Origin of the sequence: Desulfosceptrum tomskiensis, assembly GCF_049818055.1 — a bacterium.
Classification (GTDB): Bacteria; Bacillota; Desulfotomaculia; order Desulfotomaculales; family JASEER01; genus JBFLVT01.
Window position 1 is genome coordinate 2,129,985 of the sequence record NZ_CP187479.1, and the last position, 14,623, is coordinate 2,144,607.

General features: G+C 62.7%; 16 protein-coding genes. 15 read left to right on the forward strand and 1 reads right to left on the reverse strand.

Features of this window, described 5'->3' with window-relative positions:
• The first annotated feature begins 93 nt into the window (after nucleotides 1–93).
• The 10 genes from ACPV0M_RS10840 (at nucleotide 94) to rsmI (ending at nucleotide 9,033) form a co-directional block, all read left to right on the forward strand.
• The gene (locus ACPV0M_RS10840) at nucleotides 94–759 is read left to right on the forward strand and encodes a hypothetical protein (protein ID WP_425622199.1); all 666 of its coding nucleotides are present in this window, start codon (nucleotides 94–96) and stop codon (nucleotides 757–759) included.
• Nucleotides 760–1,121: 362 nt separating this feature from the next.
• The gene (locus ACPV0M_RS10845; protein WP_425622200.1) at nucleotides 1,122–2,171 is read left to right on the forward strand and encodes a transketolase C-terminal domain-containing protein; all 1,050 of its coding nucleotides are present in this window, start codon (nucleotides 1,122–1,124) and stop codon (nucleotides 2,169–2,171) included.
• Nucleotides 2,172–2,315: 144 nt separating this feature from the next.
• Nucleotides 2,316–3,080, forward strand: a complete 765-nt coding sequence (locus ACPV0M_RS10850) for a thiamine pyrophosphate-dependent enzyme (protein ID WP_425622201.1) — start codon at nucleotides 2,316–2,318, stop codon at nucleotides 3,078–3,080.
• Complete coding sequence (locus ACPV0M_RS10855) at nucleotides 3,064–3,639, forward strand: 2-oxoacid:acceptor oxidoreductase family protein (protein ID WP_425620645.1); 576 nt, start codon at nucleotides 3,064–3,066, stop codon at nucleotides 3,637–3,639. The genes ACPV0M_RS10850 and ACPV0M_RS10855 overlap by 17 nt, the downstream gene beginning before the upstream one ends.
• A 6-nt stretch (nucleotides 3,640–3,645) precedes the next feature.
• Nucleotides 3,646–3,945: a 4Fe-4S binding protein gene (locus ACPV0M_RS10860; RefSeq protein ID WP_425620646.1), complete on the forward strand. Its 300-nt coding sequence runs from the start codon at nucleotides 3,646–3,648 to the stop codon at nucleotides 3,943–3,945.
• A 237-nt stretch (nucleotides 3,946–4,182) separates the two neighbouring features.
• Nucleotides 4,183–5,601, forward strand: a complete 1,419-nt coding sequence (locus ACPV0M_RS10865) for an aminotransferase class I/II-fold pyridoxal phosphate-dependent enzyme (protein WP_425620647.1) — start codon at nucleotides 4,183–4,185, stop codon at nucleotides 5,599–5,601.
• 1 nt (nucleotide 5,602) lies between these two features.
• On the forward strand, nucleotides 5,603–6,217 hold the full coding sequence (tmk, locus tag ACPV0M_RS10870; protein WP_425620648.1) for a dTMP kinase: 615 nt from the start codon (nucleotides 5,603–5,605) through the stop codon (nucleotides 6,215–6,217).
• Nucleotides 6,214–7,197, forward strand: a complete 984-nt coding sequence (locus ACPV0M_RS10875) for an ATP-binding protein (RefSeq protein ID WP_425620649.1) — start codon at nucleotides 6,214–6,216, stop codon at nucleotides 7,195–7,197. The genes tmk and ACPV0M_RS10875 overlap by 4 nt, the downstream gene beginning before the upstream one ends.
• Before the next feature lie 166 nt (nucleotides 7,198–7,363).
• On the forward strand, nucleotides 7,364–8,170 hold the full coding sequence (locus tag ACPV0M_RS10880; RefSeq protein ID WP_425620650.1) for a PSP1 domain-containing protein: 807 nt from the start codon (nucleotides 7,364–7,366) through the stop codon (nucleotides 8,168–8,170).
• Nucleotides 8,167–9,033, forward strand: coding sequence for a 16S rRNA (cytidine(1402)-2'-O)-methyltransferase (gene rsmI / locus ACPV0M_RS10885; protein WP_425620651.1), 867 nt, complete (start codon nucleotides 8,167–8,169; stop codon nucleotides 9,031–9,033). Before ACPV0M_RS10880 ends, rsmI begins: the two co-directional genes overlap by 4 nt.
• A 60-nt stretch (nucleotides 9,034–9,093) precedes the next feature.
• On the opposite strand, the gene ACPV0M_RS10890 is transcribed toward rsmI, so the two are convergent.
• On the reverse strand, nucleotides 9,094–9,360 hold the full coding sequence (locus ACPV0M_RS10890) for an AbrB/MazE/SpoVT family DNA-binding domain-containing protein (RefSeq protein WP_425620652.1): 267 nt from the start codon (nucleotides 9,358–9,360) through the stop codon (nucleotides 9,094–9,096).
• A 237-nt stretch (nucleotides 9,361–9,597) separates the two neighbouring features.
• Between ACPV0M_RS10890 and metG the strand changes: the two genes are divergently transcribed.
• From metG to rsmA, 5 genes are all read left to right on the forward strand, one after another.
• A complete protein-coding gene (gene metG / locus ACPV0M_RS10895; protein WP_425620653.1) occupies nucleotides 9,598–11,142 on the forward strand; it encodes a methionine--tRNA ligase in 1,545 nt (514 codons plus the stop codon).
• On the forward strand, nucleotides 11,143–11,913 hold the full coding sequence (locus tag ACPV0M_RS10900; RefSeq protein ID WP_425620654.1) for a TatD family hydrolase: 771 nt from the start codon (nucleotides 11,143–11,145) through the stop codon (nucleotides 11,911–11,913). It abuts the gene before it with no gap.
• Nucleotides 11,910–12,437: a cob(I)yrinic acid a,c-diamide adenosyltransferase gene (cobO, locus tag ACPV0M_RS10905; RefSeq protein ID WP_425620655.1), complete on the forward strand. Its 528-nt coding sequence runs from the start codon at nucleotides 11,910–11,912 to the stop codon at nucleotides 12,435–12,437. The genes ACPV0M_RS10900 and cobO overlap by 4 nt, the downstream gene beginning before the upstream one ends.
• A gap of 93 nt (nucleotides 12,438–12,530) precedes the next feature.
• Nucleotides 12,531–13,547 carry a ubiquitin-like domain-containing protein gene (locus tag ACPV0M_RS10910; RefSeq protein WP_425620656.1) on the forward strand — a complete coding sequence of 339 codons (1,017 nt, stop codon included), beginning with the start codon at nucleotides 12,531–12,533 and terminating at the stop codon, nucleotides 13,545–13,547.
• Between the two features lie 120 nt (nucleotides 13,548–13,667).
• Complete coding sequence (gene rsmA, locus ACPV0M_RS10915; protein ID WP_425620657.1) at nucleotides 13,668–14,549, forward strand: 16S rRNA (adenine(1518)-N(6)/adenine(1519)-N(6))-dimethyltransferase RsmA; 882 nt, start codon at nucleotides 13,668–13,670, stop codon at nucleotides 14,547–14,549.
• Nucleotides 14,550–14,623: the final 74 nt, after the last annotated feature.

Here is a 14,623-nt window from a genome sequence, read left to right on the forward strand (position 1 = left end):
TGGTATCCAGAATACAACCGCCAGGATTATTGACGGAAGCCGTCGAATTGAAGTACTATAAGGGACAAATTCCCTCAGGAGGAGTGGCTGAACATTCCGGACCGCATCGTTGAAGCTTACGTTGGCGAATACGCCAGCGGCAAGAGCGAGGTAGCGGTCAACAGGGCCATAGAGTTGGCTGGCCAAGGCAGGCAGGTTACCCTGGTCGATCTCGATATCGTGGAGCCCTGCTATACCTTGCGGCCGATCCAGGATGAACTGGAGCGGCTGGGGGTCAGGGTGATCGCCTGGTCGACGCGGGAGACCACCGGCCTGGGGGAAACGGGCACGCCGCTCAAGCCGGCGGCCAGGTGGGCGTTGCGCCGTCCCGGGGACATTATCTTCGATGTGGGTTATGGAGTTGAGGGCTCCAAGACGCTGAACCTCGTCGAGGGGGTTGGGCAGGAGTCCTCTTTTCGAGTTCTGGCCGTTATCAACGCCAGCCGCCCGATGACTGCCACGGTGGAGGACATCGTCGACCACGTGAGGGCGATGGGTCGCATCGACGGATTGATCAACAATACCCATTTGGCCGAGGAAACTACGATGGAAGTCGTCCAGGAAGGTGCACGGATTGTCAGCGAGGCGGCGCGGATTTTAGGCATTCCTGTTGTCGCCACAACGGCCGTCGAGCCCATCGCCAAGCAAATCGGGCCGCGCGACGGCCGGGAGATTCCCGTCCGCGCGTTGCGGCGCTTCATGCCCCGCAGCTTCTGGTAAAAAAAGAAGTCAGAGGCCGGAAGTCAGAGGTCGGACTCGAAGAAATCCCTTCAGGATTTCGCCAGGGCTAATAAATCAGAAGTCAGAGGCCGGAAGTCAGAGGCTGGACTAGAAGGAATCCGCTTATAACGAATTCCAGAAATTCCAGAATTAAGAGGTTAGAGGCCAGATGGTTGGGAGGGACCCGGAGAAAACCATAAGAAAACTCTGTCTTTATAGATTTAGGTAAGGTGAGGAGAGAGCAGAGGTCGAAGAATATCCCTTCCGGCTTCAGACCTCAGACCTCTGGCCTCTGACCTCTCTTTTAGGAGGTGTAGAGAGTGGCTAAGGACACCCCCATCACCGGGGAAAAGCGAGTGTTTATGACAGGCAACGAGGTAGTCGCCTGGGCCGCCCTGGCGGCTAGGGCCGAGATCATGTACGGCTATCCGATTACGCCTCAGAACGAAGTCATGCATTACTGGACCCGCCTGGCGCCTAAGTACGGCAAACGCTTTCTACAGACCGAGGACGAACTCTCGGCCGGCTTCACGGCGATCGGCGGGGTGATGGCGGGACTGAGGGCCTTCACGGCCACGGCGGGACCGGGCAACGTTTTGATGCAAGAGCCGATTTCCATGGCCGAGGCCATGCGCTTGCCCCTCGTTGCCGTCATTATGCAGCGCGGGGGCCCTTCGACGGGCACGGTTATCTACTCCCAGCAGGAGGTCACGCTCACCACGCTGGGAGGCAACGGCGAAGGGCTGCGGGTGGTGTATTCGACCGCCACGCACCAAGAGCTTTTCGACTACACTGTCAAGGCCTTCAATACCGCCTGGCGCTACCGGTTCCCGACGTTTGTCCTCGCCGACGGCTACCAGGGGAAGATGAGAGAACCCCTTACGATGTATGACCCCGCGGCGCGCGGCATGGAGTTTGTAGCCCCCGAGCCTTTCCTGGGCAAGCCGGGGATCCCGGGCGAGGACCGGCCGCCGGCTCACTACCGCAACACCTACAACGTCGAGGAAGAGCTTTACGAGGTCGTGATGCAGCATATCCGGGACTTCGACCGCATGACGCCTGAAATCGCGGAATGGGAGGAAAGAGACACGGAGTCGCCCGACCTGGCCGTCATCGCCCACGGGGTGGTGGCCCGGGCCGTCAGGCAGGCTGTCAGACGGCTGCGCTCCGAGGGGTTGAACGTGGGTTATTTCCGCCCCATCACCCTGCGGCCCCTGCCGGTCAAGGCTCTCCAGGAGCTGGCGGGGCGGGCGAAGAAGTTCCTGGTCGTCGAGTCGGCGTACGGCCAGTTGGCGCGGCTCCTGCGGGATGCTCTTTACGAGCACCCCGTCGAGATGCTGACGCACTTCAAGCCCGGGGTGGGCATCACCCCGGAGGAGGTCGCCGTCCGGGCGCGCGAAATCCTCGCGTAGTCAAGACGCGTCGGCGTCTTCGACAGGTGTAAAGTTTGGAGTCTCGAGGTCAGGGGGATTCCTGTCGGGGAATTCCGAACCATATATAACCTGGAGCCGGTGTTTTTTGCCGGGTCCGGTCGGAGGGGAGAGAAAGCTATGGCAATGTTGCAGCCTACCATGCCGAAAAGCTGGCGCAGAGAGAGCAAGCCGCACAAGTTCTGCCCGGGATGCGGCCACGGCATAGCCCTGCGGGCCCTAGGGCAGGCTATAGATCAGCTGGGCATCCAGGACCGGGTCATCTTCGGCTGCGATATCGGTTGCAGCCTCTTGGCTTGGGATTTCTTCAACGTCGATACCGTTCAGACCCATCACGGGCGGACGACGCCGGTGATAACGGGCGTTAAGCGGGCCAGGCCCGAGCTGATCTGCGTGGCCTATATGGGGGACGGCGGGGGCTACGCCATCGGCTCCCAGCACCTCGTCAACGCGGCCGCCCGGAACGAGAATATCACCGTAATTCTAGTCAACAACGCGCAGTACGGAATGACCGGCGGCCAGATGGCGCCGACAACCCTCCCCGGGCAGAAGACCGAGACCACGCCTTACGGCCGCGACCCGGTGCTTACCGGCCCGCCTTTCCAGGGCCCGGAGATGGTCGCCGCTGTAACGCCGGAGGGGGCCTATGTGGCCAGGGGTACCGTCGGCAAAGTTCGGCAGCTTCAGAAAATGATGGTCCGTGCTCTGCAAAACCAGATGGAGGGCAGGGGTTTTTCGTTTATCGAAGTCCTTTCCTCCTGTCCCACCAACTGGCGGACGAATGCCCGGGAAACCTGGGCCTTCCTCGAGGAAAAAATGCCGAAGTTCTTTAACATTGGCGAGATCAAGATACCTGTTGCCGAAGGGGATGAAGATGGCCAAACCAGTTAGAATCGTGATCGCCGGCGAGGGAGGCCAGGGCGTGCAGGCCGTAGCCGAAATCCTGGCGGAGGCAGCTTATGAATCAGGCAAGGAAGCACTGTACATTCCCAATTTTGGCGTCGAGCAGCGCGGCGGGGTCAGCGTGGCGTTTCTGCAGATTGACGATAAGCCGATCGGCTCGCCGAAGTTTGAAACAGGCGATATCGTTGTCGCCCTCAGCCAGCGGGCCGTGGGGCGTACCGTCCGGTACGTGGGCCCCGAGAGTATTTTCGTCTACGACACCCTGGCCGAGCCGTCCGAGGATATCCTTCCCAAGCAGGCTAAGAAAATCCTGGCCATCCCGGGAGTCGAAATAGCCAAGAAAGAATTGCATCCTCGGGTCTTTAATATTCTAATCATGGGCGCGGTCATCGGGGCCACCAAGGTCGTTGAGATCGACAGCGCCAAGCATGCCATTGAGAAGAGGCTGGGGTACAAGTTTGAAAAGGATCCACAGCTTAGAGAGCTGAATCACCGGGCCATGGAGCGCGGGATGGAGCTTGTCGGGCAGGTCTTGCAAGGAGGTTAAGCGGATTTGGCAGGCTTTGAACCCATAACGCATAAAATCCCCAAAGGATCCTTCACCGTCTTCCCCAGCTTGTGCAAGGGGTGCGGGCTCTGTATCCAGAAATGTCCGAAACAGTGCTTGAACTGGTCCAAGGTCCTCGGTATATACGGCACGCCGTCGGTGGAACCGACCGACGCTTGTATCTCGTGCGGGATCTGCGCTACCGTCTGTCCCGACGTGGCCATCTTGATCGAGCGCGACAGGGCGGCAAGGACTGCCCGCAAAAGCGGCGAAGCCGAGGATGTGGTCCAAGAACCTGTGCATTAAAAAGGGAGACCTTTAGGTCTCTCTTAGGATGTAAGCAGTAACTGTAGGACTCGAAGGCATTCCCGTATGGAAAATACCAGTTTCATTGTAGGGAATCGGCCGGTCGCCTAATAGTTTTAAGTATTTAGCAGTAGGTGTCGCAGAGGAATCGGCATTGCCGGTTCCTAAATTATTTGGTATTGATATCCTGATTCTCAATGTCCGATGCTCAATGCTTAAAGTGGTCGGGGGGTTGACATGGACCAATCCCGCGCGCCTATTTACGAAGCGCTGGTCGGGCACCGGCGGCGGCGGTACGCCGGCTTTCACGTGCCGGCGCACGCGGGGGGCCGCGGCGCGTCCCGCGCGCTGCGGCGGGAAGGCGGCTGCTTGCTGTCGCTGGATTTGACCGAGCTGCCGGGGCTGGACGACCTGTCCTGCCCGACGGGGCCGATCGCGCGGGCGCAGGAACTGGCGGCCGAACTGTACGGCGCCGACCGCACCTTTTTCCTGGTTAACGGTAGCACGGCGGGCATCCAGGCGATGTTTATGGCCTGCCTGAGGGCGGGCGACAAGGTCTTACTGCCGCGCCACGTCCACAGGTCGGCGGTGGCGGGATTGGTGCTGACGGGCGCCGATCCCGTCTATCTCCCCGCCGGGTTCGACGAGTGGGGGCTCCCCGTCCCGCCCGGCGAGGAAACGATCGCCGCCTGCCTTGAACGGCATCAGGACCTGCGGGCGGTGTTCCTCGTTCATCCCGCGTATTGCGGCCGTTCCGGCCTGACCAAAGGCGTTGTCGACCTTGTCCATTCCCGCGGGCTTCCACTGCTCGTGGACGAGGCGCACGGGGCGCTGCTCCCTTTTCACCCCGGCCTGCCCCGCCCGTCGCTGGAACAGGGGGCCGACACCTGCGCGATGAGCCTGCACAAGATGGGCGGGGCCCTGACGCAGGCCTCGATGCTCCACGTCCGGGACGGATTGGTTGACGGGGAAAGGCTGGCCCGGGCCGTCAGGCTCCTGCAGACCTCCAGCCCGTCCTACCTTTTGCTGATGTCCCTCGACCTAGCCCGCCGCGAGCTGGCTGTCCGGGGAGCATCACTGGTCCGAAGGGCGGTCGGGGTGGCCGCGCGGTTGCGGGACGGCTTGCGCGCCATACCGGGGGTGGAGGTCCGGGAATCGCCCCCGGGCGGCTCCGACCCGTTGAAGGTCTTTTTCTCGCTGCGGGCGCGAGGCATGGACGGGTATTTGCTGTCGTCCGTCCTCGAGCGCCGGTACCGCGTCAACGTCGAGTTGGCCACGGCGGCCGGCGTCCTGGCCGTGGTGGGGCCGGGCACGGGGCTGCCGGAGGTGCGCGCCCTGTTGCGGGCCGTCCGTAAACTTGCGGGGAGGAAGTGGAAGGGGATAGCCTGTGACGTCCGCCCCCCGCTTCCGCCGCGCCGGATGACGCCCCGGGAGGCCTGGGCGGCGCCGTGGAAAACGGTCCGAGTTGAGAATGCCGTCGGCGAGGTGGCGGCCGAGACGCTCTGCGTCAGCCCGCCGGGAATTCCCCTACTGATTCAAGGTGAAGAGGTAACCCCGGAAATGGTAGAATACATGCTAGAGTTGCAAAAGCTGAAAAGGCCTTTCCCGGGAGACGAAGGAACGCTTTCGACCATCAAGGTCGTTGATGGGGGATAATTTGAAGGGCATATTCATTGTTTTTGAGGGGATCGACGGGACGGGGAAGTCGACCCAGCTCGGGCTCCTCGGCAAGGCGCTGCAGGAGAGGGGTTGCCCCGTGCTGATCACCCGCGAGCCCGGCGGAACCCGGCTGGGAGAAGCCATCCGGGGGCTTTTGCTCGACCCCGCTTACACCGAGATGGTCGAGCAGGCCGAGGCTTTCCTGTACGCCGCCGCGCGGGCCCAGTGCGTCCGCGAGGTCGTCGTCCCGGCCCTGCAGAAGGGATACTATGTCCTGTGCGACCGTTACGCCGATTCCACCCTCGCTTACCAGGGGTTCGGCCGGGGACTGGACCTTGAGTTCCTGCGCCGGGTCAACGACCTGGCGACGGGAGGGGTCTACCCGGATCTTACGGTTGTTCTCGACCTCGACGTGGAACTGGCCGCAAGGCGCATGATCGGGGCGCGGGACCGGATGGAACTGCAGCAAAAAGCTTTCTACCGCCGTGTCCGGCAGGGCTACCTGGAACTGGCGGCGCGGTGCCCGGAAGCCTACCAGGTCCTGGACGCGGCGGCCGACCCCGCGGAACTCGCGGCCGCGATCCTGGCCAGGGTGGAGGGTTTGCGGCCTTGAGGTTTTCGGACGTGCTGGGGCAGAGAGTCGTCAAGCGCTTGCTGCAGGCCTCCCTGTCCGGCGGGCGGGTGGCCCAGGCCTACCTTTTCTGGGGGATGCCGGGGGTGGGCAAGAGGACGCTGGCCCGGGCCTTCGTGCGCGCCCTGCTCTGCGAGAGCCCTGAACCCGAGGGCGCCTGCGGAAGATGCCGCGCCTGCCGCCTGGCCGCCGCCGGCAGCCACCCGGACTGGCACGTCCCCGGCACCGAAGGCCAGACCCTCGGCATTGCCGACGCCCGCGGCCTGCAGCAGGCCCTGCGCTATAAACCGTACGGCCGGCGCCATGTGGTGTCCCTGGAGAGGGCGGAGAGGCTGACCCTGGAGGCGGCCAACGCCCTGCTCAAAATCCTTGAGGAACCCGGCGGCCAGGTGGTGTTCATCCTCACCGCCGACCGCCTGGAAGCGATCCCGGCAACCGTCCGTTCCCGCTGCCTGCCTTTGCCCTGCCGCCCGCTCGACCGGGCGGAAATCCGAAAGGGCCTGGAGCGAGCGGGGGTTGACGGGCCGCGCGCCGCCGTCCTGGCCGCGCGCGCCGGGGGAAGCCTGGGACGGGCGCTCGAACTGGCCGCGGGGAACGGCGAGGACGCCGAGCCTCACAGGGCTATGGTTAGGTGGGCGGGGGAGATAGGCAAACTTAAGGTAACCAGGCTCCTGGAAATCGCCGAAGAGTTCGGGGGCCGGGAAACGGCCGACAAAAGGTTGGAGTTTCTGCTGCACTGGCTGCGGGACGTTTTGTTGTGGAAGGAGACGGCCAGCGAAGAGGCAATCGTTAACGTCCAGGACCTGGACGAGATCCGGCGCCAGAGCGCCCGCTTGACGAGCCTGGAACTGGCCGCGGCCGTCAGGGCGGTCGAAGAGGCCAGGCATCTGGTAGCGGCGAACGTCAACCCGCGGCTGGTAATCGATAACCTGTTGCTTAAACTGAATTCTTGCAGGTTTTAGTGAACTTAGTCCATAGAGCGAAGGGTACTGATCATAAAGCATTGAGTATTCAGCGTTGAGCATTGGGATAGGGTAAGGATTTCAACCCACCACAGCTCAAAAGCCCGGTGCCCGATGCCTTTAGTATGAGTCGCCGTACCCAGCGCTTGGTCGGAGGAGGAAATACATGACTGGGAAAGTAGTAGGAGTCAGATTTAAGCCGGCAGGCAAGATATATTACTTCGACCCCGGGTACCTGGAACTTGCGCCGGGCGACGGGGTGATCGTCGAGACGGTCAGGGGCATCGAGTACGGCATCGTCGTGACGCGCGCCGAGGAGCGGCCGGTCGATGCCGAGCAGTCCCTGAAGCCGGTGATCCGCAAGGCCGACGCCGAGGACATGAAGCATCTCGCTTTGAATAAGGAGAAGGAGAAAGAAGCCGTTCAGATCTGCCAGGACAAGATCGCCGCCCACGGGCTGCCGATGAAGCTCGTCGACGTCGATTACACCTTCGACGGGAGCAAGATCATCTTCTACTTCACGGCCGAGGGCCGGATCGATTTCCGGGATCTCGTCCGTGACCTGGCCGCCGTGTTCCGCACGCGCATCGAGCTGAGGCAGATCGGCGTGCGCGACGAGGCCAAGATAATCGGCGGGCTGGGGTGCTGCGGCCGCGAGCTCTGCTGCGCCTCGTTCCTGCAGGAGTTCACGCCCGTTTCGATCAGGATGGCCAAGGATCAGAACCTCTCGCTGAACCCCGCCAAGATATCCGGCATCTGCGGGCGCCTGATGTGCTGCCTGAAATACGAAAACGAGGCTTACGAAGACGCCCGGGAAGGCTTCCCGGACAGCGGGACCAAGGTCGTTACGCCGCTGGGCGAGGGCAAGGTGACGGGGGTCAACATCTTCAAGAAGACGGTCAGCGTGGAACTGAAGGAGTCCAAGCATACCAAAGAGTTCCCGCTGCCTGAGATCCAGATAGTCGGGAAATGAACGATCAGCGGCCCGGAACGCTTTACCTGTGCGCGACCCCGATCGGCAACCTGGAGGACGTCACCTTGAGGGCGTTGCGCGTCCTCAAGGAAGTTGATCTCATCGCCGCCGAGGACACGCGGCAGACGCAAAAGCTGCTCCAGCGCTACGGCATCCGCACCCGCCTCCTCAGCTATCACGCCCACAACCAGGATCGCAGGGCCGGCGAAATCTGGGCGGCCCTGGAAGCGGGAAAATCGGTGGCCGTCGTTTCCGACGCCGGTCTGCCGGGCATTTCCGACCCCGGGGCCCTGCTGGTCGCGGGGGCCGTGGAGCGGGGGATACCGCTGGTCGTGGTCCCGGGCGCCTCGGCCCCCGTTACCGCCCTGGTCGCCTCCGGGCTGCGGACCGACCGTTTCGTCTTTGAGGGTTTCCTGCCCCGCAAGGGCCGCAAGAAGCTTCTCGAAGAACTGGCCCTGGAGAGGCGCACGCTGGTTTTCTTCGAGTCGCCGAACCGCGTCCTTAAGACGCTGGAGGAACTGCGCGAGGTTTTCGGCGAGCGCCGGGTGGCCGTGGCCAGGGAGCTCACCAAGCTGCACGAGGAGGTTTTTCGCGGGACCTTGAGCGCCGCGCTCGAGCATTTTCGGGCCAACCCGCCGCGGGGGGAGTTCACCCTGGTGGTGGAGGGGAACACCGCTCCGGCTTCCGGGACGGTGCCCTCCAAGGCCGATGCGGCGGCCGAGGTGGAACGGCTGGTGGAGAACGGCGAGGAGCGCCGCGAGGCCATCAGGCTGGCGGCCCGCAGGCTGGGGATGCCCAAGCGCGAGGTTTACGCCCTGGTGGCCGGGAGGGAACGGTCCGGAAAGAATACCGAAACAAGCTGAAACAAAAAGAGGGGCTTTTGGACCCCTCTTTTTGATGTTGTTGTCTTTAAAGCCTATGTACTAAATAGCCTGCACCTTAGCCTGGGCCTTCTCGGCCATCGCCAGGGCGCATTCGCGGCAGACCAGCTTGTTGCGGTAATACTGGACGTCGCCGGCGTTGCCGCAGAAGACACAGGCAGGCTCGTACTTCTTGAGGATGATCTTTTCGTTGTCCACGTAGATTTCCAGGGCGTCTTTCTCTTCGATTCCCAGCGTGCGCCGCAGTTCGATGGGAATCACCACCCGTCCAAGCTCGTCCACCTTACGCACAATACCTGTAGATTTCAACGCTTCCCCTCCCCAAAAAATAAAATGAGTCTTCGACAAAGTCCAACAAAATATTGCAAGTAAATGGTACCAAGCATTCCATTATAAGTCAATACCTTTTTTACATTTTCCTGGCATAACTTGACAGGTTTTTCAATTACCAGCGCAATCTCGGCACGCGTTCCGGGAAAGCTTGACAATAAAGAGCCAACTCAGGTAGAATTGTCGCGACACTTACAGAAGAAGGAAGGATTGGTTTTGGCCAAACCGACGTTCTACATCACGACACCCATCTACTACCCCAGCGATAACCTGCATATCGGGCATGCCTATACCACGGTGGCCGCCGACACGGTGGCGCGCTTCAAGCGGCTGACGGGATACGACGTCTGGTTCCTCACCGGTTCGGACGAACACGGCCAGAAGATCGAGCGGGCGGCCAAAAGCCACGGCGAAAGCCCCCGGGAGTACGTGGACCGGATCGTGGCGGGCTTTAAACACCTCTGGGAACGCCTCGGCATAGAGTACTCGGATTTCATCCGGACCACCGAAGAGCGCCACAAGAGGGTGGTCGCCGAGATTTTCACCCGGCTGTACGAGCAGGGCGACATCTACAAGGCGGCTTACGAAGGATGGTACTGCACGCCCTGCGAAACTTTCTGGACCGAGCGCCAGTTGAAGGAAGGGAACTGCCCGGATTGCGGGCGGCCGGTGGAACTGACGCGGGAGGAGAGTTACTTTTTCCGCCAGTCCAGGTATGCCGACAGGCTCCTTGCGCACATCGAGGCCAACCCCGGGTTTATCCAGCCGCCCACCCGGCGCAACGAGGTCGTAAGCTTCATCAAACAGGGGCTGGAAGACCTTTGCGTGTCGAGGACAACCTTCGACTGGGGCATTCCGGTCCCCTTCGACAAACGGCACGTGATCTACGTGTGGGTCGACGCCCTGACCAACTACATCTCGGCTCTGGGCTACAACAGCGAGGACTCCAGTCTTTACGAGCGCTACTGGCCCGCCGACGTCCACCTGGTCGGGAAGGATATCATACGTTTCCACTGCATCATCTGGCCGATCCTCCTGATGGCGGCCGGCATTCCGCTGCCCAAGCGGGTGGTCGGGCACGGGTGGCTGCTCCTGGAAAGCGGGAAGATGTCCAAGTCCAAGGGGAACGTCGTTGATCCCCACGTCTTGATCGACAAGTATGGGGTCGATGCGATAAGGTACTATCTCCTCCGCGAGTTGCCCTTTGGAGCCGACGGTTACTATTCCGAGGAAGCCCTGATCAACAGGATCAACATTGATCTGGCCAACGACCTGGGGAACCTCTTGAGTCGCCTCACCGCAATGATTACGAAATACCAAGGGGCTGTGGTCGAGGCTCCTTCGATAGGGGACCCGCTTGACAACGAACTGGTCGGCATCGCCCTGGAGGCCTCCGACGAAGTGGCCCGGCTGGTGGACGGCCTGGAGCTTTCGAACGCCCTGGCCGCGGCCTGGCGGCTGGTGTCGCGGGCCAATAAATACATCGAGGAGACCGCTCCCTGGAGCCTGGCCAAGGACCCCGCACAGAAAAAGCGGCTGAATACCGTAATGTACAACCTGGCCGAAGCCTACCGTTTCATTACGATCATGCTGACGCCGTTCATGCCCGGTTTTGCCGCCCGGGCCTGGCAGCAGCTCGGCCTCTCCGACCGCCCTGACCTGCAGACCTGGGAATCGCTGACGTGGGGGAGGACGCCCGCGGGGACGAAGATCGCCCGCGGCGAGCCGCTCTTTCCGCGCATCGAGGTCGAGGCCGGATAGATGCTGGTCGACACGCACTGTCACCTGGACGACGCGTCCTTCGCCGGGGATCTTGATGAAGTAATCTCCCGTGCCCGCCAGGCGGGAGTGGCCGGGTTGGTCACCATCGGCAGTGACATGGCTTCGTCCCGCAAGGCGGTGGAGATCGCCGAGGCATACCCCGGCATCCGGGCGGCCGTCGGCGTCCACCCGCACGACGCCGCCAGAGCGGGAAAAGATTATCTGGACGAACTGCGGACCCTGGCGGCCCACCCCAAGATCGTGGCCATCGGGGAGATCGGGCTGGACTATCACTACGACCATTCGCCCCGCGGCATCCAGCGGGAAGTCTTCCGGGCCCAGCTTTTGCTGGCGCGGGAGCTGGGCCTGCCCGTCGTCGTGCACTGCCGCGAGGCCGAGGAGGACACGCTGGCGATCCTGAAAGAGGCTCCCGGCCCCGGCGTCATGCATTGTTTTACGGGAAACTGGATCTGGGCTGAGGCTTTCTTGGGTCTCGGCTGTTACATTTCCATTTCCGGCGTGGTCACTTTCGCGAAAAGCGCCGACCTAAAGGATGTGGCCCGGAGGGTGCCAGCGGAGAGGCTCCTGCTGGAGACCGACGCGCCCTACCTGGCGCCCGTTCCCAGGCGCGGCCGGCGCAACGAGCCGGCCTTTCTGCCCTATACGGCGGCGGTGGTGGCCGAGCTGCGCCGGACGACGGCGGAAAAGCTGGCGGCCCTGACGACGGCCAACGCCCTGCGCTTTTTCGGCATCAAGGAGGGGGAAATGTGACGCGTAAAGGGCTGGTATTTGTCTTCACCGGGGACGGCAAGGGCAAGACCACGGCCGCCCTCGGCCTGGGATTGCGGGCCTGGGGGCACGGCATGAGGGTGCTGTGCCTGCAGTTCATCAAGGGGGCCTTCCCGACGGGGGAAAGCGCGGCCTGCCGGAAGCTTGACGGCTTCGAGCTGCGCTCCCTGGGCCTGGGCCTGATCAGGGACAAGAGCCCCGGCGCCCTGGCGCCCCACCGCGAGGCGGCGCGCGAGGCCTTCCTGAAGGCCGAGAAGGCCGTCAAGTCCCCTGAATGGGACGTGGTCATCCTCGACGAGGTCTTCTGCGCACTGCAACTGGGGCTGCTGTCAGAGGAAGACCTGCGGCGTTTAATTCGGGAAAGATTGTCGGAGCAGCACCTGGTGCTCACCGGGAGGGACGCTCCCCGAACGATATGCGACATGGCCGACCTAGTTACCGACATGAAATGTGTCAAGCACCCCTACGACCATGGGGTGGCTGCGCAGCCAGGCATTGAGTTCTGAGGCGTGAGCCGTGGCGATCACTGCCGGAGCCTGACGATAATTCCGTAAAGGAACGCCTTTTCTCCCGGCGAAGATAGTAACCGGGTGATAGGCATGACTTGGAATGAAATCCAATTTTATCCATACATAGCGCGCCCCTACGTCGCCGAAACCGTGGGCCCTTCCCGGCTGCCGCGGGTTCTGGCGGTATTGGGGCTGTTTGTTTTGTTGCTGGGGGTCGCCGCGGTCCTGTGGACCGATGTCCGGGTGACCGTGTCGGACGGCGGGGAAACCAGGATGGTCAGGACTTACTGCCGTTCGGTGGGGCAGCTCCTCGCGGCGCAAGGCATTACCCTCGGGGAGCGAGACGTCGTTGTTCCCGGCCCGGCGGCCCGCCTGGCCGAGGGAATGGAGATCAGGATCCTGCGCGCTAAACAGGTGAGGATCCTGGTCGACGGGACCGAGGTGAGGACGGTCAGCCGTGTCGAAACCGTGGGACAGGCGCTCGAGGCTTGCGGGGTCCGCCTGGGGGCTCAAGACATCGTTTATCCCTTGCCGGCGAGCAGGCTGCAAAAGGACACGGTCATCAAGGTCACCCGCGTCGAGGTCCGCACCGAGCGGACCGGCGTCCCCGTACCTTTTCGGGTGCGCCGCGTGACCAGCCCCCACCTTTTTGTGGGGCTTTCGCAGGTCGTCCGGGAAGGGGAGCCGGGCCTCGATCTGCAGGAGTGGAAGGTTACCTACCACGACGGGCGGGCCGTGGAACGCGAGCCCGGCCAGCGCGTTAGGGTCAAAGACCCGCGGGACAAGGTCGTGATGGTCGGAATGAAGGACGTCTCCCGCGGCGGCAGCGTCCCGCGTTACTCGGCGGTGATTACCATGCGGGCCACCGCCTACACGTATACAGGCTACAAGTGCGCCACCGGGGTCGACCCCGCCCCCGGCATCGTCGCCGTCGACCCGGCCGTGATCCCCCTGGGCACCGAGCTGTACGTCGAGGGTTACGGGTATGCGCGCGCCATGGACACGGGCGGCGTCATCAAGGGCAACCGGATCGATGTCTTTTTCACCACGCGCGAGGTGGCGCTGCAGTGGGGCGTCAGGGACGTTAACGTTTATGTTTTGGAGTAGGCATTGAATCATCATTGACAGGGCTCTTAGGCAGAATTAGGCTTGTACTAGGAAAAACCAAGCCCACTCTTTCGTTGCTTGTAGATATAATGGCAAGGATATAATGGCAAGGAGATCGCGGTGCGGGAGCAGACGGCGGCTACAAAGGCCAGGGCGATCCTGGCGAGGCACAACCTTCACCCCAAGAAAGCGCTGGGGCAGAACTTCCTGCTCGCCCGCGGGGTAACGGAGAAGATCGTCGCCGCGGCGGGGATTGCTCCCGGGGACGTGGTCGTCGAGATCGGGCCGGGCCTGGGCGTCCTGACGCGGGCCCTGGCCGAGGCCGGGGCGCGGGTCCTGGCCGTGGAGCTGGACCGCGCGCTGCTGCCCGTCCTGGAGGAAACCCTGCAGGGCCTGGCCGGTGTCGAACTGCTGCACGCCGACGCCCTGCAGCTCGATTACGCCGCCGTGCTGCGCGAGCGGCACCTGGCTCCCCCTTTCAAGGTCGTGGCCAACCTGCCTTACTACATCACCAGTCCCCTGATCGCCAAGTTCCTGGAAAACGAGCCCCGCCCCGCAGTGATGGTCCTGATGATGCAGAAAGAGGTCGCCGAGCGGCTGGTCGCCGCCCCGGGGACGAAGGATTACGGCGCGCTGAGCGTCCTGGCCCAGTTCTATACGGAGCCGCGGGTGGTCTGCCGCGTTGCCCCGGGGAATTTCTTCCCCCCGCCGAAGGTCCATTCCGCGGTCGTCCGCCTGAACTTAAGAGATAGGCCGGCGGTCGAGGTGGCCGACGCGGCTGCCTTCTTCCGCCTAGTCAGGGCGGCTTTCAGCCAAAGGCGGAAGATGCTTCCCAAGGCGCTGGAGGCGGCCGGGCTCGGTCTTGCGAAACAGCAGTGGGCGGCGCTGGCCGAAACGGCAGGCATCGATCCCGCCCGCCGCGGCGAAACACTCACCCTGGATGAGTTTGCCAGGCTGGCGGACGCCTGGGCTGAATTGCAGCACGGCGAGGAACTGCTATAATAGTAGTGTAAGGCTTGGGGAATCTTGTGAAGCGAGCGTGATAAGAGAGAGGGCCCAAACGTGGAGGATGGAGA